The sequence below is a fragment of the Catenulispora sp. MAP12-49 genome (assembly GCF_041262705.1).
Taxonomy (GTDB): Bacteria; Actinomycetota; Actinomycetes; order Streptomycetales; family Catenulisporaceae; genus Catenulispora.
Window position 1 is genome coordinate 524460 of record NZ_JBGCCP010000002.1, and the last position, 22188, is coordinate 546647.

5 protein-coding genes (1 of these 5 cut by a window edge) are annotated in these 22188 nt (G+C 73.5%); all 5 read right to left on the reverse strand.

All coding sequences use genetic code 11. The features are described 5' to 3' along the window. Tightly spaced (each overlapping or abutting the next), the 5 genes in view from ABIA35_RS06385 to ABIA35_RS06405 form a layout consistent with a single transcriptional unit that may run on beyond the window. Positions 1 to 3228, reverse strand: partial view of an amino acid adenylation domain-containing protein gene (locus ABIA35_RS06385; protein ID WP_370357248.1) — the 5' portion only. The gene continues 354 nt to the left of window position 1, outside the view; 3228 of the gene's 3582 nt are visible here — the first part of the coding sequence; its start codon is at positions 3226 to 3228; the stop codon falls past the left edge of the window. Next, positions 3225 to 9071 (reverse strand): beta-ketoacyl synthase N-terminal-like domain-containing protein, encoded by a 5847-nt coding sequence (locus ABIA35_RS06390; RefSeq protein WP_370357249.1) that lies wholly within the window; start codon positions 9069 to 9071, stop codon positions 3225 to 3227. The genes ABIA35_RS06385 and ABIA35_RS06390 overlap by 4 nt, the downstream gene beginning before the upstream one ends. After that, positions 9064 to 12468 (reverse strand): amino acid adenylation domain-containing protein, encoded by a 3405-nt coding sequence (locus tag ABIA35_RS06395; protein ID WP_370357250.1) that lies wholly within the window; start codon positions 12466 to 12468, stop codon positions 9064 to 9066. Before ABIA35_RS06395 ends, ABIA35_RS06390 begins: the two co-directional genes overlap by 8 nt. Then, positions 12465 to 18899, reverse strand: a complete 6435-nt coding sequence (locus tag ABIA35_RS06400) for an amino acid adenylation domain-containing protein (protein ID WP_370357251.1) — start codon at positions 18897 to 18899, stop codon at positions 12465 to 12467. The genes ABIA35_RS06395 and ABIA35_RS06400 overlap by 4 nt, the downstream gene beginning before the upstream one ends. Then, the gene (locus ABIA35_RS06405) at positions 18896 to 22111 is read right to left on the reverse strand and encodes an AMP-binding protein (protein WP_370357252.1); all 3216 of its coding nucleotides are present in this window, start codon (positions 22109 to 22111) and stop codon (positions 18896 to 18898) included. The genes ABIA35_RS06400 and ABIA35_RS06405 overlap by 4 nt, the downstream gene beginning before the upstream one ends. Positions 22112 to 22188 lie beyond the last annotated feature (77 nt).

Here is a 22188-nt window from a genome sequence, read left to right on the forward strand (position 1 = left end):
CGCCGGATCCCGGTCGGCAAGCTCGGCCAGCCGGGCGCGGTCGGTCTTGCCATTGCGCGTCAGCGGCAGCTCCTCAAGCAGGAGCACGTGGGCCGGCACCATGTAGCGCGGCAGGCGTTGAGCCACGTGGTCGCGCAAAGTCCGCTCGTCGGGCGCGGTATCGGCGGCGGGGTCGGCAACGACGTAGCCGACCAGGCGGCTGCGACTCTCATCGGCCCGCAGCACCACAGCCGAGGCGGCCACGCCGGGATGCGAAAGCAGCGCCGCCTCCACCTCGCCGGGCTCGATCCGGTAGCCGCGCAGCTTCACCTGATTGTCGACCCGGCCGAGGTAACCGAGCTCCCGCCCGAGCTGCCGCGCCTGGTCGCCGGTCCGGTACCAGCGCGCGCCGGCACTGGCTCCGGTGGTCGCTCCCGTAGTAGCTCCGGCACCGGCCCCGGTAGCAGCTCCGGTAGTAGCTCCGGCCCCGGTGCTAGCTCCGGTACTGGCTCCGGTACCACCGGCCGGGACGAACCGAGAGGCAGTCAGCCCGGGCCGGCCGAGATAGCCCCGAGCCAGTCCGACCCCACCCACGTGCAGATCCCCGCGGCCGCCGACCGGCACCGGGGCTCCTGCCTCGTCGAGCGCCGCCACCACCTGGCCGGGGATCGGGCCGCCGATCGGGCTGACCGTTCCGGCGGCGTCGGCCGGGACGAGCGTGCGGACCATCGCGTGCACCGTGGTCTCGGTGGTCCCGTAGAGGTTCACCAGCGCCGGCCGTCCGGCCGCGGGCAGGTCGAACCACGGCGCGAGTCGGGCCACCTGGCACGCCTCGCCGGCCAGCAGCACGGTGTGCAGCGCGGCGACCGTCCCGGACTTCAGGATCATCGGCGCCAGCTGACCGAAGGCGCTGGGCGTCTGGCTGAGCACGGTCACCTGCTCGGCGGCCAGGTACGCCCAGAGCTCGTCCGGGGTGCGCGAGAGCCCTGCCGCCGGTATGACCAGGCGCCCGCCGCTGGTGAGCGCGCCCCACATCTCGAACACGGACACGTCGAAGGCCGGCGAGTGGGTCAGCGACCAGGTCTGGTGCGCATCACCAAGATGCCCGCCGAGATGCCCGCCGAGCTGCGGCAGGGCGGCCCGGGTGCCGGCGATCAGGGCGCTGATGTTGGCGTGGGTCACCACCACGCCCTTGGGCGTGCCGGTGCTGCCGGAGGTGTAGATCGTGTAGGCGACGTTGTCGGGCACGGCGCGGCGGCCGGGTACCGGCTCGGCCGGGAGGGTCCAGCCCGCCGGGTCGTCGGCGTCGAGGCGGTCGATGTCCGGGGCGGTCAGCGCGCTGTGCGTCACCAGGATGCCGACTCCGGCGTCGGAGCAGATCGCCGAGCGTCGGGACAGCGGGTCGGAGGGGTCCATCGGCAGGTACCCGGCGCCGGAGCGCAGGATCGCCAGCGCCGCGACGACCAGGTCGATCGAGGGGTCCAGGCACAGCCCGACCAGGGTCTCCGGGCCGGCGCCGCGCGCTTGCAGGGCTGCGGCCAGCTTGCCCGCGCGGGACAGGAGCGCCCGGTAGCTCAGATTCTGCCCGTGGTGCGAGACAGCGATAGCGTCCGGCTGAACGACGGCGACTGCGGCAACCAGGTCCGGCAGGCAGCCCACGGAGTCCGCGGGGAGCTCGACGGGAATCGCGGCCGGCATGCCGGGCACCGCCAGGGCCGCCACCGGCAGGTCGGCCTCGCGATCCGCAGCAGCGGCCACAGCGGCCTCGACAGCAGTCCGGACCAGGGCGGACACCTGCTCCGCGACCTCCGGCGCCAGCCGTCCCGGGTCGTATTCGAGCTCGAGCTCGAGGCCGCCGTCGGCAGCGGCCGATGCAGTGAGCGAGACCGCGAACTTCGGCATCACCGGCGGCGACGGCGCCACCGAGAGCATCAGGCTGGCCGAGGCCAGCCGGGGCTGCGGAAGGTTCTGCAGCGCGAACACCGCCGCGAACAGCGGGTTGTCGTTGAGCGTGCGCTGCGGCCGCAACCGCTCGACGAGCTGCTCGGTCGGCGTCTCCTGGTCCTCCAGCGCGGCCTGCACGACCGGGTGGCTGCGTCGCAGGACCTCGCCGACGGTCGGGCGCCCCGACAGGTCCAGACGCAGCGGCAGCATCGTGACGAAGGACCCGATCAACGGCTCCAGCCGGGTCCGGGTCCGGCCCGCCGCCGGGCTGCCGATCACCAGGTCCGACTGTCCGCCGATGCGGTGCAGCGCGCTGGCGAAGGCCGACAGCAGGACCGTGAACAGAGTCGTCCTCTCCTGCCGTGCCAGGGCACGCAGGTCCTCGACCAGCGGCGCCGGCAGGGTGCTGCGCAGGCACTGGGCCACCGGACGCTGCGCACCCGGCGCGGGCTCGGCCAGCAGGCCCAGGCCGTAGTCGGCGCCGCGCAGCCGCTCGACCCAGCGCTCCAGCCGCTCATCCCCGCCCGGGGCCTCGGCTCGCGCACGCTGCCAGGCTGCGAAGTCGCCGTACTGGATCGGCAGCTCGGCCAGCCGGGGCGCGGTGCCCATGGCGCCGGCCAGATACAGAGTGCTGAGTTCCTCAAGCAGGATGCCCAGGGACCAGCCGTCCCCGGCGATGTGGTGCCGGGTCACCATCAGGCAGTGCCGCTCGGGACCGAGCCGGACCAGCAGCGCCCGCAGCACCGGGCCCTTGGCCAGGTCGAAGGGGCGCCGGGCCTCGGCGGCCGCGAGCTGCTCCAGCGCCTCCTCGCGCCGGGGCTCGGCGAGCGCGGCCAGGTCGATCAGCGGCAGCGGCGGCACGAATGCCGGGTCCACCACCGGCCGGGGCCGTCCGGCCACGGCGCGGTAGCGGGTGCGCAGCACCTCGTGCCGCTCGACGACCCCGGCCAGGGCCGCGCGCAACGCCGCCGGGCGCAGCCGCCCGACCAGGTCGACCCGCAACGGCAGGTTGTACGCGTTGTCCTCGGGGTGGAGCACGGCCTGCAGCCACATGCGCTCCTGTGCGAAGGACAGAACGCTGACCGGCTCGGCGGCCTTCGGGATGTCCGACTCGGCGCGCACCGCCGCCAGCAGCTCGGCCTTGGCCGCGCGCAGGCGCTCGACCAGCGGCCCGGCCAGGACTCCCGGCGGAGCCGAGACCCTGAGCTCGTCCCCGTCGGGGGTGAGCACGACGCCGAGGCCGCGGACCTCGGCGAGCAGCGCCGCGGTCTGCGCCGGGCCGGCCGCCACGCGGGTCTGGCTCACAGCACCACCTCCTCGTGGTCATTCGGCCAGTCCTGATGTCCGGTATCGCGGATGCGCAGCAGAGCCTCGGCGATACCGGCGACGGTCGGACTCTCGAATATCCGGGCGATGGGGATCTCCACCCCGTACTCCTCTCGCAGTCCGGCCAGGAGCCGCAGGGCCAGCAGTGAGTCCCCGCCCAAGGCGAAGAAGTCGTCGTCGGCCGCCATCATCGGCAGGCCCAGCAGCGTCGAGGCATGTTCGGCGACGCGGCGCTGCACCGGGTCGGCCGGCGCCTCGCGGTCCTCGGACGAGGGGGACGAGGGGCCGGACGCCCGCTGCGGCCCGGCGTCCTGGCTGACGCTGAGCCTGCTGACCGCCGCGAGGTGGTCCCCGGTGCTGAAGGCGTCGTGCCGGGCGAGCAGCGCGTCGAAGTCCTGGGTCGAGATGAGCGCACGCGGCGAGACCCGCGCGGCGAGCAGCCGGGCGAAGACCTCCTGGCCCTCGGCGCGGGTGATGCCCCCGAGGATGTCCTCGTTGGGATCCGCCCCGGCCATGGCCGCGCCGCCAGCCACCGCGTACCGGCCGGCCAGCCGTTCCTGCGCCGCGGCCCACATGCCGTCCTCGAGCCAGTCGCTCCAGGCCACGGCCAGGGTGAGCCCGGGGCTGCGGGCCGCGCGGTACTCGGCGAAGGCGTTGACGAAGTCGTTGCCCGCGACGTAGCCGACCTCGCCGAACTTCAGCTTGTACAGCGCCGCCCCGATCGAGGAGCACATGACGAAGAAGTCCAGCGGCCGGTCCGCGACCGCGTCGTGCAGCACGCGGTTGCCCGCGGTCTTGGACCGGATCGCCGCGTCGGTCTCGGCTTTGCCGCGCCGCTGGATCATGCCCGCGGTGTCCAGGACGCCCGCGGCGTTGACCACGCCGCGCAGCGGTCCGAGCTCCTGCTCGGTGCGGCGCACGACCTCGGCCATGCCCGCGGCGTCGGCCACGTCGACCCGTTCGGTCCGGATGTCGCAGCCGGCGGCGGACAGAGCACGAAGCCGCGCGATGGTGCGCGATGTCGCGTCGCCGGTGTCCGGCCAGGAGTCCCAGTCGGCGGCGGCCGGGAAGGCCCGGCGGCCGGTCAGGATCAGCCGGACCGGGACGCGGCCCAGGCACTCGGCGATGCTCAGGCCCACGCCGCCGAGTCCGCCGCAGATCAGGTACACGCCGCCGGGCTCGGGCTGGATTCCGGTGCCGGACGCCGGGGCTGGTGCTGGTGCCGGGGCTGACGCTGGTGCTGGTGCTGGTGCCAACCGATCGGCCGCGAACGACGGACCGAAGCGCCGACGACCTCGGTAGGCCACGATCGCCGACTCGCGGGCGCCGAGGAGTTCGGCGGTCACGAGATCGGCGAGTTCTTCAGGGTCCTGCGTCCCCGATGCGAGGTCAACGGCAGCGCAGGAGATCCACGGATACTCGCGCGGTATGACCTTCACGGCCGAGGAGACCGTCGCGTATTCGGGGTGCTCGGTGTCGCCGCCGAGCACTTCCTGGGCCCCGCATGTGACCGACACCAGCCGGACCGGGTCGCGGCTTTCGGCCTCGCCGAGCGACCTGGCCACGTCCAGCAGCGCGTGCAGGCCGCTGTCCTGGCTGTGCTGGAGGTCGACCGGGCCGCTGGCTGAGACGTTCTCCAGTGGCCAAAGGTGCACGACGAGCCGGACCGGCGTTCTCGCCGCCGCAGACTCGGCCAGGTCCTCAATCCGGGCCACCTCGACGACACGCAGCCCGAGCGCGCTGATCCGTTGCGCGACGGCTGCGGCCAGTGGTCCGCTGCCCAGCAGCAAGCAGTTGCCGGACTCCGGCGCCGGTTCCGGCTGCACCGGCGGCAGGCTGCGCCACCCGGGCCGGTAGCACCACGTGGACAGATCGGACCGCTTCTCGGGCCACGCCGGCTCGTCGGCCGCTGCGGACGCGGACACGCGGGTCCGCGTGGTCCGCTCCTCGCCGGCCGTCTCCTGCGCCAGGATCAACGCAGAGTCCTGCGGTCCAGACGGCAGGACCACATCACTGGCAGCGAAATCGAGGCCTGCCATGAGCCGGTGCCATTCCTCGGCGGCCAGCAGCGGCCCCGCGGACCGGGTGTCGGTGTAGGTCCACCAGTCCTCGGTCAGGCCCCAGATCAGCGAGAGCCAGCGGTCCGCCGCCGTGGTCTCCACCAGCGCCAGCAGGCCGCCGGGGGCGAGCAGCGAGCGCAGCTGGGTGATGCTGTGGCGGACGTCCGGGGTCGCGTGGACGACGTCGAGTCCGCAGATCAGGTCGTAGCGGTGTCCTGCGAATCCCTGCTCGGCGGGGTCGCGCCGGATGTCCAGGACGCTCGTGCGCACCCAGTCCATGCCCCGTTGCCGCGCCTGCGCGGCCAGCCTGGTCGCGAACGCCGAGGAGATGTCGGTGGCGTGGTAGACGAGCCGGTCCGCGTCCGGCCTTCCGGCCAGCACCCGGGTCAGGTTGCCCTCGCCGGCGCCGACCTCCAGCACGCGCACCGGCCGATCGAGCTCCGTGGCCAGCCGGTCCAGCAGCGTTCCGGCGAGCGCCGTGAGCGCGTCGATCGAGCGGTGGTTCACGGTCTGCTCGCCGAGCGTGCGGACCAGCAAGTCGGAGCTGCCGTCGGGGTACAGCACGCCGAGCGCCGCCCCCGGCCGGGACAGCGCCTCGGGGTAGGCCTCGGCGCAGTGCACCACGAGTTCGACGAGCCCTGCGAAGCCGGGGAAGTCGCGCGTCAGCCGCGCCGCGAGCTGCGGGACGGCACTGTCGGCGAGTTCCTCCGGCAGCGGCTCACGCACCACGGTGAAGACCTCACCGGTCCGGCGCACAAGACCGTCGGCGGCCAGCGCGTCGATCAGGGTGTCGATCATCCGGACGTATGCCGGCCGGACCTGCAAGGCCCGTACGACGTCCGCGATCTGGTGCTCGGCACCGAGGCTCAAGCCGATCCCACCGCGGACGAAGTAGCGCAGCGACACCGCCGCGCACAGCTTGTCCAGTCCGGCGCGCAAGCCGGGATGGTCGTCGATGCCGGGCCCGGCGGGTGCGGCCGCTGCTGTCTCGCGCAGCTCTGCGGTGAGCTCGGCCAACGGTGAGAAGTCCGCCGGGAGCGGCGGGGGGCCGATCCAGTGCCGGCGCCGGTCCAGCCGCCCGCTGGGCAGCGCGACCCGCCGGGGCTCGGGGTGTCCGGCGGCTTCCCGGATTGCTGTCCAGTCCACCGCGCAGCCCAGCTCCCACAACCGCGCCAGCACCGGCGCCGGCCAGCCGCGTCCGGCCGCGTCTGCATCTGTAGCTGTATCTGTATCTGTAGCTGCTTGGCGCGGCAGGCAACGCACGGTGTGGTACGGCCCGGCCGGGCCGTCGGGCAGGGCGTCGGCGACCCGCCGGGCCAGTTGCTCAGTGCCCTGATCCGGACCGATCTCGACGACCACCGACGGTCCGAGCTCCAGGCAGTGGCCCAGCGCCTCGCCGAACCGCACCGTGCGGCGCATGTGCTCCAGCCAGTAACCGGGATCGACCACCTGCGCGGAGCCGACCCACTGCCCGGTCGTCGCCGAGGCGAAACGGATCGCCGGCCGGCCGAAGCCGACCCCGGCCAGCACCTTCGCGAAGCGCTCCCGAATCGGTTCGACAGCGGCGGTGTGGAAGGCCGCGCGCACCGGCAACATCCGCCGGGCAATGCCCTGCTCGGCGAGTTCGGCGGCGAAGGCGTCCACGAGCTCTGCGGGACCGGACACCACGCAGCGATCCGGCGCGTTCACCGCAGCGAGCTCCACACCCGGCGGCAGGCGGTCGGCAAGATCCGCCGCCGACGCGGACACCGCCACCATGCGACCCGGGGGCAGGTCGGCGCACAGCTCCTCGCGCGCCGCCGTCAAAGCCAGCGCGTCGGGCAGTTCGAGGACCCCGGCCACCACGGCGGCGGTGTACTCGCCGAGGCTGTGGCCGACGACGGCGGCCGGAGCGACGCCGGAGGCCATCAGGGCCTTGGCGAGCGCGTACTGGACCGCGACCAGGACCGGCTGCGCGGGCACGCCGGAGGCCGTGCGCGATCGCAGATCGAACCCGACGGCGGCCAGATGCCCGGCGCACTCGTCCAGGACCCGGCCGAAGGCGGGGTCGGCCTGCGCGAGCCGGGCCACCCGGTCCAGGTCGAGATCGCCCTGACCGGAGAAGACGAATACCGCATTGCGGTCCGCGCGTACCGGAGGCAGATCGGCCGGCCGGCGTTCGAGCAGTGCGGCGGCGCCGGCGATGTCGGCCACGGACACGGCACGCCGGTAGGGCAGAACGCGGCGGCCGGCCAGCGTGGCGGCGACGTCCGCAAGGTCTGGGGCGGGCTCGGCGCGCGGCCGGGCGGCCACCTCGCGGGAGGAGGAGGCGAGTGCTTCGGGGCTCGCCGCCGACAGCACCAGCACCTGCTCGGCAGCAGCCGCATCCGACAACGACTCCGGCGGCTGCTTGCCAACGACCGCACTCGATCCCGGCTCCGGCGGCTGCTCCAAAACCAGGTGTGCGTTGGTCCCGCCGATCCCGAAAGAACTCACACCGGCCCGGCGCGGACCGTGCTCCGGCCGCCAGTCGGCAGTATGCACGGGCACGTAGAAAGGACTGCGGTCGAGATCGATGTCCGGATTCGGCTCCCGGAAGTGCAGCGTCGGCGGTATCACCCCGTCGCGCACCACCGAGGCGGCCTTGATGAGGCCGGCGATGCCGGCGGCGGCGTCCAGGTGCCCGATGTTGGCCTTCGCCGAGCCCAGGGCGCAGAAGCCGGTGCGCTCGGTGGTCGCCCGGAAGGCCCCGGTGAGGGCGTCGGCCTCGATCGGGTCGCCGAGGCGGGTCGCGGTGCCGTGCGCCTCGACGTAGCCGATCGTGTCCGCGGTGATGCCGGCGACGGCGTGCGCCTCGATGATCGCGGCCTTCTGGCCGGCGGCGCTCGGTGCGGTGTAGCCGACCTTGTCCGAGCCGTCGTTGTTCACCGCCGAGCCGATGATCAGGGCGTGGATCCGGTCGCCGGCCGCCTGCGCGTCCGACAGGCGCTTGAGCAGCACCAGGCCGGCCCCGCTGCCGCCGACGGTGCCGGACGCCGAGGCGTCGAAGGGGGCGCAGCGGCCGTCCGGGGAGTAGACGCCGTCGTCGGTGTGGATGTAGCCGTTCCCGGAGGGGATCTGGAGGTAGACGCCCCCGGCCAGCGCCTGGTCGCACTCGTAGTCCTGCAGGCTGCGGCAGGCCAGGTGGACCGCGACCAGCGAGGAGGAGCACGCCGAGCCGACGGCCATGCTCGGACCGGTGAGCCCGAGCTTGAACGACACCGTGGTCGCCGCGAAGTCCTTGTCGTTGTGCAGCAACAGGTGCATGCCGTCGCGCTGCTGGATGCGCCGCTGGCGGGCCCGGTCGCCGGACATCAGGTTCCGGACCAGGTACGTGCTCAGTCCCGCAGACAGGAAGACGCCGGTCGCCCCGGCCTGCCGGCTCGGGTCCAGACCGATCCGGTCGAAGGCCTCCCACGCCAGTTCCAGGCAGACGCGGTGCTGCGGGTCCATGACCGCGGCCTCGCGCGGGGAGTATCCGAAGAACCCCGCGTCGAACAGCGCCGGATCCTCCGGGAAGAGCCCTTCGGCGCCGACGAAGCCGGGGTGCAGCACGTGCTCCGGGTCGTGGTCGGCCAGCAGCAGGTCGCCGGGGCGGGTGTGGGTGATGGACTCGACGCCGTCCCGGGTGTTGGCCCAGAACCGGTCGGCATCAAGGGCACCGGGGAAGCGTGCGGCCATGGAGACGATGGCGATCGGCTCGGGGCCTTCGCCCTCGTCAGGAGCCTGAGTCTGGTCAGTCATCGCTGGAGCTCCGTCGCCGTCGGACGCCGACAGCCCGGCGCCGCCCGGCCCGGGCCATCGCCGCGGCCGCATCGTCATCGGCGCCGCCGACGGATCCGTCCGAGCCCTCGTCGGAGATGAACCGGGCGAGCGCGGCCACTGTGGGGTGACTGAACAAGTCGCGGACGCTCAAGGCCGGCGCCACCGAGCCGACCAGCTCGCGGTGCAGGCGCAGCAGGGTCAGGGAGGTGCCGCCGGCTTCGAAGAACCGGTCGGTCACCCCGACCTCGTCCAGCTCCAGCACCCGCGACCACACCTCGGCGACCTTCCGCTCCAGATCGGTACGCGGGCCGATCCCCCGGCCCGCACCGACCACCGGCGCGGCCAGGTCGCGCAGCGCCGCCAAGTCCGTCTTCGCGCCCTTGCGCGGCAGCCGCTCCAGGATCGCCAGCCGCAGCGGGACCAGCGCGGCGGGGAGTTCGCGATGCAGGGCCTCGGCCAGCTCTTCGGCCCCAGGACGCGCGCCGCCCTGCGGATCCAGAACCACGAACCCTGCCAAGCCGTCCTCCCGGGACACCACAGCGGCGTCCAGCACGCCGGGCAGCCGGCGCATCGCCTCGGCCACCTCGCCGGGCTCGACCCGGCGTCCGGCGATCTTCACCTGGTGGTCGCGCCGGCCCACGAGCTCGAGGTGTCCCTCGGCGTTCCAGCGGCCGAAGTCACCGGTGCGGTAAAGCCGGCCGCCACCGATTCCGGGAGCGGGCCGGAACGCCCGAGCCGTGGCCGCCGGCCGGTTCAGATAGCCGCGCGCCAGGCACCGGCCGGACAGATGGACCTCGCCCAACGCCCCGCGCGGAACCGGGGACAGCGCCTCGTCGAGCACCGGGCATTCCACGTTCGAGATCGGCCGCCCCAACACGACCGGCCGACCGCTCGGCGGCTCGCATCGCCAGTACGTGACGTCCACCGCGGCCTCGGTCGGGCCGTACAAGTTGTAGACGTCAGCGTCCACCAGACCGAGGGCCCGATGACTCAGCTCGGTGGACAGCACCTCGCCGCTGCACACGACCGTCCGCAACGCCGGCAGCCGCGTCCCGGCGGCCTGCACCTCCGGCAGCAGCATGGCGAACATCGAGGGCACGAAGTGGCAGAACGCGATGCGCTCCCGCTCCATCAGCGAGACCAGATACTGCGGATCGCGCTCGCCGCCCGGCTCGGCCAGGACCAGCGTCGCCTCGGCGATCAGCGGCGCGAAGACCTCCCCCATCGAGACGTCGAACGACAGCGGGGCCTTGGCCAGCGCGCTTTCGTTGGGCCGCAGCGGGATCGTCCTTTGCAACCACTGCATCCGGTTGACGATGGCGCCGTGCGGCACCGTCACGCCCTTGGGCTCGCCGGTGGATCCGGAGGTGTACAGCAGATAGGCGGCCTGCTCGGCGTGGACCGCCCCGGACGGCAGCGGCACGCCCGGCGCCGGAGTGAGGAAGTCCTCGATGACGACCGGCCGCAGCCCCAGCTCCTCGGCGCGCGCCGCCAGGTCCCGATGCGTGACGGCCACGACCGCTCCGCTGTCGGCGACCAGCCGGGCCAGACGCCGGTCCGGGTCGCCGGGCTCCAGCGGGAACATGGCGCTTCCGGCCGCCAGCACCCCGAGGTAGGCCACCGGAAGCCCGATGCCGCGCTCGAGCAGGATGGCGACCGGCTGGTCCGGGACCGCCCCGGCGGTCCGCAGCGCGGCCGCGAGCCGGGAGGCCGCGCGGCGAAGCCCGGCATAGGTGAGGTGCGTCCGGCCGCCGCCGGGGCCAGCGGGACCGTCAGGACTGTCAGGACCCTCAGGACCCTCAGTGGTGCGCACCGCGGCGGCGATGGCGTCCGGGCTGCGGCGCGCGGCGGCCAGGACCAGCTCGTGCAGCACCTCGATCGGTTGCTCGACGTCCACGCCGCGGGCCAGCCGCGCCAGCTCGGCCTGCTCGGTCGTGGAAAGCACCGGCAGGTCGGTGAGAGCACGGTCCGGATTCTTGGCGACTGCGGGAATGAGGGCGGCCAGGTGCCGGGCCACGTCGTCCAGCTCCCCCGGGGAGCAGACCCGGGCATCGCTTTCCAGGACGAGCTCGATCCCGTCCGGGGTGATCGTCGAGGTGACGCTGAGTCCGAATTTGGCGGCTGCGGCCGGGATCGGGCGGACGACGGCGCGCAGCCCGTCCAGCTCCGGCAGCACGGCAGGCTCCTGATGCGCCAGCAGGATCTGGAACAGCGGGGTGTCCGCCGGCGATCCCGAGCGCGGCCCGCCCAGGGACTCCACGATGCGGTGAAAGGCGACGCCCCGGTGGTCGAGCGCGTCCAGCACCGTCCCGCGGGTCCGGCGCAGTACCGTGCGGAAGGAGTCGGTCGGCTCCGCCCGGACGCGCAGCGGCAGAGTATTGACCATCAGGCCGACCACCCCGGCGTCCTCGGCGCCGCGGCGCAGCGTCACCGGGGCGCCGATGACCGCGTCGGTCTGCCCGGTGTGCCGGGCGATCAGGCAGCCCAGGACGGCCAGAACGGCGCTGAACGTCGTCGCGGCTTCCTGGCGGCACAGCATGGCCAGCGGGCCCAGCGCGGCCGGCGCGATCGCGACGGTTCTGCTGATCGGCGCCGGCTCCCGGCCCGCGGTCCTCGGCGGGCCGTCGAACAGCCGCGTCTGGCGCGGGGCGTCGGCCAGCGCGTCCTGCCAGTACCGCAGGCCCGCGTCATCGGTATCGGCACCGGCGCTGTCACCGGCACTGGCACTGGCATGAGCGCCGGTACTGGTCCCGGCCGCGGGCGTCCACGCCTGAGCGGTGACGGCGATGTCGCCGGGCCAAGCCTCGTCCGCTGCGGCCGGAGACGGCACACCCCTTGCCGCAGCGGTGTAATCCGCCTGCAGTTCCCGGCAGACCACACCGAGCGAATCGCGGTCGAACACGAAGTGGTGCACGTCCAAGACCAGCACATGCCGCTGCGGGCCCAGCCGGAACAGCGTCCAGCGCGCCGGCGGGCCTTGGCGCAGGTCGAACGGGACCGCGGCCAGGCCGGGCAGCCGCCGTTCGAGCTCTGCTTCCCGCGCCGCTTTCGGCAGCGCGGTCAGATCCACCAGAGGCATCGCGGGCGGCTCGGCGGCACACACCAGTTCCGGCTCGACGTCCCCGTCCCGCACCACCGCGCGCAGGCTGTCGTGCCGCAGGCCGATGCCGGCCACCGCGGCGCGCAGCGCGGCCACGCTGAGCCGACCGCGCAGCTCGATCGCGGTGCAGGTGTTGTAGGCGACGTCCCGCGGGTCCAGCTGGTGCAGGAACCACAGGCCGCGCTGCCCCGGGGTCAGCGGCCGCGGGGTCGTCCGCGACCGCTGATCGTCCTGCGGCGGTGTCGGTGTCGGAGTCCCGCCGAGCCGGCCGCTCATTGCTCGCGGGCCGTCCGCATGCCGTCGGCCAGCAGCGCCTTGCCGACCTCGGCGGCCAGCTCGCCGACCGTGGCGGCCTCGAACAGCTGGCGCACCGACAGCGAGGTGCCGAAGACCTTGTTGGTCTGGGCGATGGCCTCCATCGCGCGCAGCGACTCCCCGCCGAGGTCGAAGAACTGCTCGTGCACCCCGACCCGCTCCACGCCCAGGACCTTGCTCCAGATGACCGCGACGGCCTCCTCGATCTCGTCGCGCGGCGCGACGTACTCGGTGCCGCCGGCCAGCTGCTCGCGGTCCACCTTCGGCAGCGCGGAGCGGTCCACCTTGCCGGTGGCGGTCAGCGGCACCGCGTCCATGACCACGACCATGCCGGGGACCATGTACTTGGGCAGGTGGTCGCGGACGTAGGTGCGGACCTCGTTGGGCTCCACGTTCTGGTCCAGGGCCGGCACGACGTAGCCGACCAGCGTCTGGCCCGAGCCCGAGCCGCGGGCGACCACGATCGAGCGCTCGATCGCCGGGTACGCGTCCAACAGCGCCTCGATCGCGCCGAGCTCGATCCGGAAGCCCTGGATCTTCACCTGGTGGTCGCGGCGGCCCTGGAACTCCAGCTCGCCCTCCGGCAGCAGCCGGCCGACGTCGCCGGTGGCGTAGCAGCGCGCGCCGGGCGGGCCGTAGGGGTCGGGCCGGAACACCGCGGCCGTGGCCGAGGGCCGCCCGAGGTAGCCGCGGGCCACCCCGGCGCCGCCGATGTGCAGCTCGCCGCTGACCCCGACCGGCACCAGGTGGCCGTGGTGGTCCAGGGGCAGCACCTCGGCGCCGGCGACCGGGCGGCCGATCGGCACCTGCAGCAGCTCCGACACGCCCAGCGGAGTGCCGGGCCGGCTGACCCACCTGGTGGCCCAGACGGTGGCCTCGGTCGGACCGTACTCGTTGGCGAACGCCGCGCCCGGGATCCGGGCGGCGAAGGCCTCGGCGAGGTCCGCGGGGCACGCCTCGCCGGCGGAGATGACCAGGCGCAGGCTGTCCAGCTCCCGGTCGCCGCCGGCGTCGAGCACCATCTTCAGCAGCGAGGGGATGCCCAGGGTGTGGGTCGGCCGGCGCTCGGCGGCCAGCCGCACGAGCGCGGCCGGCTCGCGCTGGAGCCCCTCGGCGGGGAGCACGAGGGTGCCGCCGCAGGTCAGGGTCCAGAAGATGCCGGCGATCGAGCTGTCGAAGGCGTAGGAGGACAGCAGCAGGTACCGTTCGGCGGCCTGCTCGTAGCCGGTGTGCCGGGCAAGGGTGGAGGCCACCGCGTTGCGGTGCTCGACGGCCACGCCCTTGGGCTCCCCGGTCGAGCCGGAGGTGTAGATGACGTAGGCGGTGTTGGCCGGGGTGACCGTCGGCCGCGCCGCCGGCACCGGGGCGCCGTCCAGCACGGACAGCTTCGGGTCCAGGGCGATCACCGAGGCGCCGCGGGTGATCGTGGAGGCCAGGTGCTTCTGGGCGATGACGACGTCGCAGTGCGCGTCGGCCAGGATCGCGGCCAGCCGCTCGGCCGGCAGCGACGGGTCCAGCGGCAGGTAGGCGGCGCCGGCCTTGAGCACTCCGAGCACTGCGACGATCTGCTCGATCGAGCGCTCGGCGAGGATCGCGACCACGGTCTCCGGGCCGACCTCGCGCGAGCGCATCATCGGGCCGATCTTGTCGGCCAGCAGCAGCGCGGCCAGCTGGTCGGCCCGCCGGTTGAGCTGGCGGTAGGTCAGAGCCGCCGGGCCGTACTCGACGGCCACCGCGTCGCCGGCGGTCCGGGCGCGCTGCTCGAACAGCTGGTGCAGGCACACGCTCTCGGTTTGTGAAGTCTCTGTAGCCTGCGCGGCCGGTTCGGCGGCCAGAGCGCGCACCGCGTTCTGGTCCGCCTCCGGTGCGTAGGACCGGGCGTCGTACCGGCCCTCGGGGTCGGCCGCCAGCGCCGCGAACACCTCGGCGTAGCACTGCCGGACGCCGTCCATCAGCTCCTCGGAGAACTGCAGGGCGTCGTACTCCAGCCGGATCTCCAGGTCGCCGGTCTCGCGGTTGAGCCGGTTGATGGCGCAGAACGGGAACGTGGACTCCCCGTACAGGTCGGTCGCCACGTGGCTGACACCGCGGTTGACCCACTGGTCGAGCACGCCGAACACGTGGTAGTTCGTGAAGAAGAACAGCGTCTCGGCCAGCGGCTCGCTGCCCTGGTGCCGCTTGAGCTCGGCCATCGGCAGCCGGCGGTAGGGCATCGAGGCGCGCTCGGACTCCAGGCAGCCGGCGATCAGCTCGGGCCAGGTGCCGCCGGGGGTCGGGACCCGCAGGGCCAGGCTGTTGACGAACAGGCCGATGGAGGTGCTGCCGTCGGCGGACTCCGGCCGGCCGTTGCCGACGGTGTAGGTCAGGGTGTCGGCGTTGCCGCCGTAGGTGGACATCACGACCATGTGCCCGGCCATCAGGACGTTCTTCAGGGGCACGGCGTTGGCCACGGCGATCTTCTTGAGCTGCTCGGACAGCTCCACCGAGACCGGCACCTCGATGCGGACGATCTCGCGGGCGCCCTTGTCGGCGACCGCGCCGCGGCCGAACCGGGGCAGGCGCATCATGGTGGCGTCGGCCAGGTACCGGTCCCAGAACTCGACGTTGGCCGGGTCCTTCAGCGCCTCGATCTCCAGCGCGACGGCGTCGCGCATGGTCGAGGTCGGGGCCTTGATCGAGATCGGCTCGTCGTAGACCACGGAGAAGTACTGGCTGAACAGCTCGGCGATCATCAGCGCCTCGCTCCAGCCGTCGACGATCTCGTGGTGGAAGCCGTAGGTGAACTGCCACTCCTCGTTCGACAGCCGCTGCACCATGAACCGGATCAGCGGGAACTCCCACAGCTCGAAGCCGCGGGCCTTCTCCTCGGCGACCCAGCCCACGACCCGCGCCTCGCGCTCGGCCTCGGGCAGGTCACGCAGGTCCTCCACGATCAGCGGCGTCTCGAACTCGGTGTGCACCAGCTGCATCGGGTGGCTGAAGGTGGTCATGTCGAAGGAGGTGCGCAGCATCGGGTGCCGCTCGACGAGCTGGTGGATCGCCATGCGCATCACCGCGTGGTCCCACGGGGCCTTCAGCCGCAGCGAGGCCAGCGCGTGGTAGACCGCCGACTTGGCCGCGAAGTCCCGGTGGAAGATCATCCCCTCCTGCAGGAGGTTCAGCTGGAAGGCGTCCTCGACGTTCTCCGGCACCCGCGCGCGGTCCTCGGCCGAGATCAGCGAGAACGGCTCGGTGTCCGGGACCCCGTCCTCGTCGTCGCGGGTGGTCAGGTGCTCGGCCAGCCGGCGCACGGTCGGGTGGGCGTGCACGTCGGCGACGGTGACCCCGACGCCGCGGGCCTGCGCCCGGCTGGCGACCATGACGCTGCGGATGGAGTCGCCGCCGAGCACGAAGTAGTTGTCGTCGATGCCGACCGCGTCCAGGCCCAGCACGGTCGCGACCGCGCCGCTGAGCACCTCTTCCAGGTCGGTGCGCGGGGCGACGTAGTCGTCGGTCCGGCTGCCCAGGTCCGGCTTGGGCAGCGCCGCGCGGTTCAGCTTGCCGTTGACCGTCATCGGCAGCGCGTCCAGCACCACGAAGGCCTTCGGCACGAGCTGCTCGGGCAGCCGGTCCCGGCACAGCTGCGCCAGCGCCGCCGGGGTCGGGACCCGCGCGCCGCGCGCCGGGACCACATACCCGACGAGCGTCGGGACGGCCGACAGCGGCGAGGACGAGCCCGGGTCCTCGTCCCGGCGCACGATCACCGCGGCCCGCGCCACGCCCGGATCGGCCAGCAGCACGGCCTCGATCTCGGCGGGCTCGGCGCGCACGCCGTGGACCTTGATCTGGTCGTCGATCCGGCCCAGGTACTCCAGCTCGCCGTCGGCGCGCCAGCGGGCCAGGTCGCCGGTGCGGTAGGTGGTGACGCCCGAGCCGAGGCCGGCCACGAAGCGCTCGGCGGTGCGCTCGGGGCGGCCCAGGTAGCCCAGCGCCACGCCGGCGCCGGCGATGCAGAGCTCGCCGACCGCGCCGTCGGCGACCAGCGCGCCGCGCGGGTCCAGCAGCCCGACGACGGTGTTCGCGATGGGCGTGCCGATCGGCACCGGGCCCTGGCCCAGCGCGCCGGCCGGCAGCCGGTGGACGGTGCTGCCGACCACGGTCTCGGTCGGGCCGTATTCGTTGACGATGACAGTGCCCGGCGAGGCGAACAGCGCCGCGACCCGTCCGGTCAGCGCCTCGCCGCCGACGACCAGCGTGCGGGTCGCCCCGGCCAGCTCCTCGGCGGTCAGCAGCTGCCCGAGCACTTCCAGGTGGGTCGGGGTGAGCTTGACGACGCTCAGGTCGCGGTGCGAGCGCAGCGCCTCGGCCACGGCGCTCACCGCGCCGGCCGACTCCCGGACCAGGATCACCTTCTGGCCCGCGACCAGCGGGCTGAGCAGCGTGGTCAGCGTGAAGTCGAAGCTGATCGAGGAGTGCGCCAGGACGCCGGTCCCCTCCCCCATCCGGTAGGCCTCGGCGCTCCAGGCGAGGTAGTTCGCCAAGCCGCGGTGCGGCACGACGACCCCGGAGGGCTGCCCGGTGCTGCCGGAGGTGTACAGGACGTAGGCCGGGTCCTCGGGGTCCACGGTGACGGCCGGGGCCTGGTGGCCGCCGGCGGCGATCGCGGCCCACTCCTCTTCGAGCACGACGATGCGCGTGGACGCGGATTCGGTGAGGCCGGAGGCGCGCGCGGCGGTGCACAGCAGCACGGCGGCCTGGGTGTCTTCGAGCACGTAGGCCAGCCGCTCGCGCGGGTGCGCCGGGTCGACCAGGACGAACGCCGCGCCGGTCTTGAGCACGCCGACAATCGCGACCAGCAGGTCGGCGGTGCGCTCCAGGCTGACCACGACCTTCGCGCCGCGGCCCACGCCGTGTCCGGCCAGGTAGCCGGCGAGCGCGGCCGAGCGGCTGTCGAGGTCGCTGTAGCTCAGCTGCGCTCCGGCCAGCGAGTCGGCCACGGCCACCGCGTCCGGCGTGGCGGAGCACGAGGCGGCGAAGGCTTCGAGGACCGGCGTGACCTCGGCGTCCGGTCCGGCGCCGCGCCGCAGGACCCGGCCCCGGTCCGCCTCGGTGGTCGTCGCGAGCTCGCCCAGCGCGGCGGCCGGACGCTCGAGCAGGTCGGCCAGCAGGATCCGGAAGGACGCCAGGAGTTCCTGCGGCCGCGCCAGGACCGAGCCCGGCGTGTCCAGTTCGAGGTCGACGGCGTCGCCGGTGCGGATCGCGGTGAGCTGAGCGGCGCCGGCGACGCCGGAGCGCTCGGCGAGGACCTTGGCGCCGGAGGGCAGCTCGGGCTCGGCGGAGTACCGGACCGTGATCAGGCCGGACTCAATGTCCTGAAGCCGGGCCGGGTCCAGGTAGTCGACACGGTCGCCCCAGGTCTGCGCGTCCGTGGCGAAACGGCCGATGAACTCCTCGGCGCCGTCCTGCGCGGAGGGGGCGCACAGCAGCGGGACGACGCGCTCGTAGGCGCCGATCGCCTCGCGCACGGCCTCCGGACGCGCCGGGACGACGACGCCGGCCAGCAGGTCGCGCTCGCCCTCGAAGCGCCAGCACGCGGTCGCGAAGGCGCCGGCCAGGACGTGGCCGGGCTCCAGCGAGCGCGACTGGGCGAATGCGTCGAGCGCGCGCACCAGGTTCTCGTCGAGGTGCGCGGTCGCCGGCGCGGAGGTGTCAGAGTCTGCGGATCCGGGCGCCGACGTATTCGTGGCGGTGGCGGTGGCGTGCTCGGCCGCCACGTTCCGCAGTTCCTCGAGCCGGCCGGCCCAGGCGGCGCGCTCCTCGGCACCGTCGGCATCGGCGAGCAGGTCGTGGTGCCAGGCCGCGAAGTCGGCGTACTGGAAGACTTCCTCAGTGTCAGCCTCAGTGCCAGTTTCAGTGTCAGCGTTCGACCCGGTCAGCAGCTCGTGCGCCAGCAGCCGCAGCGAGGCCTGGTCTGCGATCGCGCCGTGCGCCGTCAGGACCAGCTGCGTGCCCGCGTCCGGGCCGGTGGCCAGCAGCACTCGGAAGCCGGGGCCGGCGGCGACATCCAGCGCGTCCCGCTCGGCGCGGAGCAGAGCGGCCAGTTCCTCAGCGCTGCCGGCCGAGGCGGTGCGCACCGCCTGCGATGCGGTGTCAGCGTCCGCCTCTGACACCGCCTGGCCGACCTCGCCGCCGGGCGTGGCCGTCAGGGTGCTGCGCAGGATCTCGTGGCGGGCGGCCAGGCGTCCGGCTGCCGCGCCCACCGCCGCCGCGTCGGCGGTCCCGGCCTCGACGACGAGCTGGACGAACGATCCGGTCGGCGCCCCGGGACGCCGGCTCCCCACCGCCTCCTGGGTGTACAGACCGCGCTGCAGTGGCGAGGCCTGGAAGACGGAACTGTGCTGGCTGGTCGTCATGTTCCAAGCTCCTGGGGTTCTGGAGGCCACGAGTCCGATCCTGGCTTCAAGTCGTCGAGCTGGGCAGCGATGGCGTGCACGGTGACGCCCTCGTAGATCACCGACACCGGCAGCTCGGTGCCGAGCAGTCCCTCGAGCAGCCGGCTGAGCCGGAGCCCGGTGATCGAGGTGCCTCCGAGGTCGAAGAAGTCGTCGTGCAGGCCCACCGGCGAGGTGCCGAGGATCTGCTCGAAGGCGGTCGCCACCGCCGTCTCCGTGGGAGTCGACGGGGGCACGTAGCGGGCGATGAGTTGGAGCAGGTCGGCGGCGGCGGGCTCGGGCAGCGCCGCCGGGTCGATCTTGCCGGTGGCGGTGCGGGGCAGCTCGGCGAGCTCCACCAGGACGGCCGGGACGGCGTGCCGCGGCAGGCGCTCGCGCAGGTGCAGCAGGACCTCGTCGCGGTCCAGCGCGGCTTCCGGGTCGGCGGCGACGGCGTAGGCGCACAGCGCGTCGCCGTCACGTCCCGGCACCGGCCGCACCACGACGACCGCCTGACGGATCGCCGGATGCGCCGACAGCACGGCTTCGGCCTCGCCGGGGTCGATGCGCCGGCCGTTGAGTTTGACCTGGCGGTCGACTCGGCCGACGAAGTACAGGTCGCCAGCGCCATTACCATCGCGATTGCCATCGCTGTCAGCGTTGGCTTCGCGCCGGCCGAGGTCGCCGGACCGATAGCAGAGCCCGTCGGGTCCGGGCACGAACCGCTCCGCGGTCAGCTCTGGAGCACCGGGGTAGCCCCGGGTCACGCCGGGTCCGGAGATGACGAGCTCGCCGACGAAGCCGTCCGGCAGGGTCCGCAAATGCCGGTCGGCCACCCGGATCCCGACGCCGGGCAGCGGTTGGCCGATCGCCGGCCGTCCGCTTCCGGGCCACCGGTGCGCGGTGGCCCAGACCGTGGTTTCCGAGGGGCCGTAAAGGTTCCAGACCGGGCCGCCGAGCTCTGCTATCCGCTCGGCGAGTCCGTCGCTGAGCACCTCGCCGCCGGACGCGCACACCGTGGGCGGACTGGCTAGCGGTGCCAGGTGCGGCAGCAACGCCTCCCAGACCGTCGGCGTGGCCTCGAAGAAGCCGACCTGTTCGGCGTCGAGCCAGCGGGCCAGCCCCCTGGGGTCGCGCCGGACCGGGGCCGGGGCGACGCTCTGGCATCCGCCGACGCGCACCGCCAGCAACATCTCCAGCAGCGCCGGGTCGAAGGTCGGCGCGGACACCTGGGCGATCCGTGCGCCGGCGGCGACCCCGACGGCGTCCTGGAACGCGCAGACCGCGAACCAGAGATTGGCGTGCGTGGCTTTCACAGCCTTCGGCGATCCGGTCGAGCCGGACGTGAAGACCACGTAAGCAGGCTGATCCGGCCCCGGCGGCACGAAATCAGGGTCCTGTTCCGGGTCTGCCGCGGGGGCTTCGGCGGTGAACAGCGCGAGCTCGGGGAAGTGCTCCCGGTACCACGGCGCGCGATCGGTGACGACAGCCTCGGCCTGGCACGCGTCGAGCAGATAGCGGACGCGCTCGGCCGGAAGGTCGGCGGTGAAGGGGACGTAGACGGCTCCGGCCGCCCAGATCCCGTAAGGGATCTCCGGCGCCGTCCCCGGCTGAAGGTCGACGGCGACGGCCACGCCCGCGCCGATCCCCCGGCCGGCGAACGCCTGTGCCCACCGTGCCGACAGCGACAGCAGGTCGCCGTAAGAAATAGTGCCGGCAGGAGTTCGGATCGCCGGGCGGGCCGGATCCACGCGCCGTATCGCGGCGAAGACGTCCGGGGCGTCGGCGGGTGCGGACCACGGCTGCGGCGCGGCGCTCTCCTTACCGGCCATGGGCAGTTCCCGCACCGGCCGCGACGGCTCCTCGGCCGCAGCCGCGCAGAACGCCACGAAGCCGTCAACCAATGCCGCGACAGCCTCTGGCGGAATCCGGTCCGGGCGGAAACCCAACCGGCAGCCCAGCGAACCGGGACGCCCGGTGATCCATAAGTCGAGGTCGAACTCCGAGGTCCACAGCGGGGTGCGCACCTTGACCGCCTCGATGCCGGCCATCGGCGGCGCCACGAAGTCGCCGGCGCCGGGCAGCCACTGCACGATGACCGTGGGCAGCGTGTCGGTACCCGAGGCGCGAGCAGCGGTCCAACCCGCGAGCGCGCCATAGGGATTGCGCATGCCGAACAGCACCTTGCGCTGACACAGCCGCGCGAGCTCGACGGCTCCCGCCTCCGACGCGACCGGAAGCCGCACGATGCCCAGCGTGGTCGCACCGGAGTCGGCGACGGCCTGCGGCGGCAGCGGATAGGCGATGCATATCTCCTCCTGGCCCGCGAGCAGGGCCAGGTAGGCGCCGAACAGCGCGGTGACCGTGCTGCCGCCGGTGGCCTGCGCGCCGCCCACCGCCGCGACCGCCAGATCAAGGTCGAACTCGACCTCGTCGTGCAGCAGCAACCCCTGCTGCGGCGGCACGGCCCCGGAGCGCGCCAGAGGCAGCTCCAACTGCTCGACCGGCTCGGCGAACTCGCGGGCCCAGTACTCGGCGGACCGCTCCAGCACCCGCGCCGGAACCGGAGCAGCCAAGCTCTCGGCGACCGGGCTCCCGGCAATCGCGCTCTCGCCGGCCGGCCGCTCGGCAACCACGCTCCCGCCGGCCAGACTCTCGGCGACCAAGCTCTCGACGACTGGGCTCTCGGCGATCGACCCGTCGTACAGCCCCAGCAGGTCCCGCATCAGCCGGTCGAAGCCCGTGGCGTCGGCGGCTATGTGGTGCACGCCGACCACGAGCAGCGAGTCCTCGGGTCCGAACTCCCACAGGGTGGCGCGCAGGTGCGGCGGCTCGGCCAGGTCCCAGAACCAGTCCGCGATCGAGTAGCCGACCAGTGCGTCCAGGTCGGTGTCCGGCTCGTCCTGGTTGACCTGTAGGAACGCCTGCGCCTGCGGTGCGGGCGCGCTGCTCAGTTCGCCGTCGGCCAGTTCGTACCGGATGGCCAGCGCCGGATGCAGGGCCGGCAGTGCGCGTACCGCTGCCGCCAGCCGGTCCTGGTCGACCGGGCCGCGCAGGCGGTAGGCGGCGGTGATGACGTAGGGCGCGGAGTCCTGGTGGATGACGCTGGTCAGCCACAGTCGGCTGGCTGCCGCGGTCCAGGGTCCCGCGGACCCGGATGACGGAGCGGGCCCGAAACCGTCCATCGTGTCCATTCAGCCGATGTTCCCGTGGCGGAAACCGGGCCGACATCGGCCGGACACCGAATAAGAAGCCTGAGTCGGATCGGCCG

Bases quoted from the DNA above. Each gene is read 5' to 3' on its own strand.
- ABIA35_RS06390 (WP_370357249.1), bottom strand. From the start codon at position 9,071: ATGACTGACCAGACTCAGGCTCCTGACGAGGGCGAAGGCCCCGAGCCG.
- ABIA35_RS06395 (WP_370357250.1), bottom strand. From the start codon at position 12,468: ATGAGCGGCCGGCTCGGCGGGACTCCGACACCGACACCGCCGCAGGAC.
- ABIA35_RS06400 (WP_370357251.1), bottom strand. From the start codon at position 18,899: ATGACGACCAGCCAGCACAGTTCCGTCTTCCAGGCCTCGCCACTGCAG.
- ABIA35_RS06405 (WP_370357252.1), bottom strand. From the start codon at position 22,111: ATGGACACGATGGACGGTTTCGGGCCCGCTCCGTCATCCGGGTCCGCG.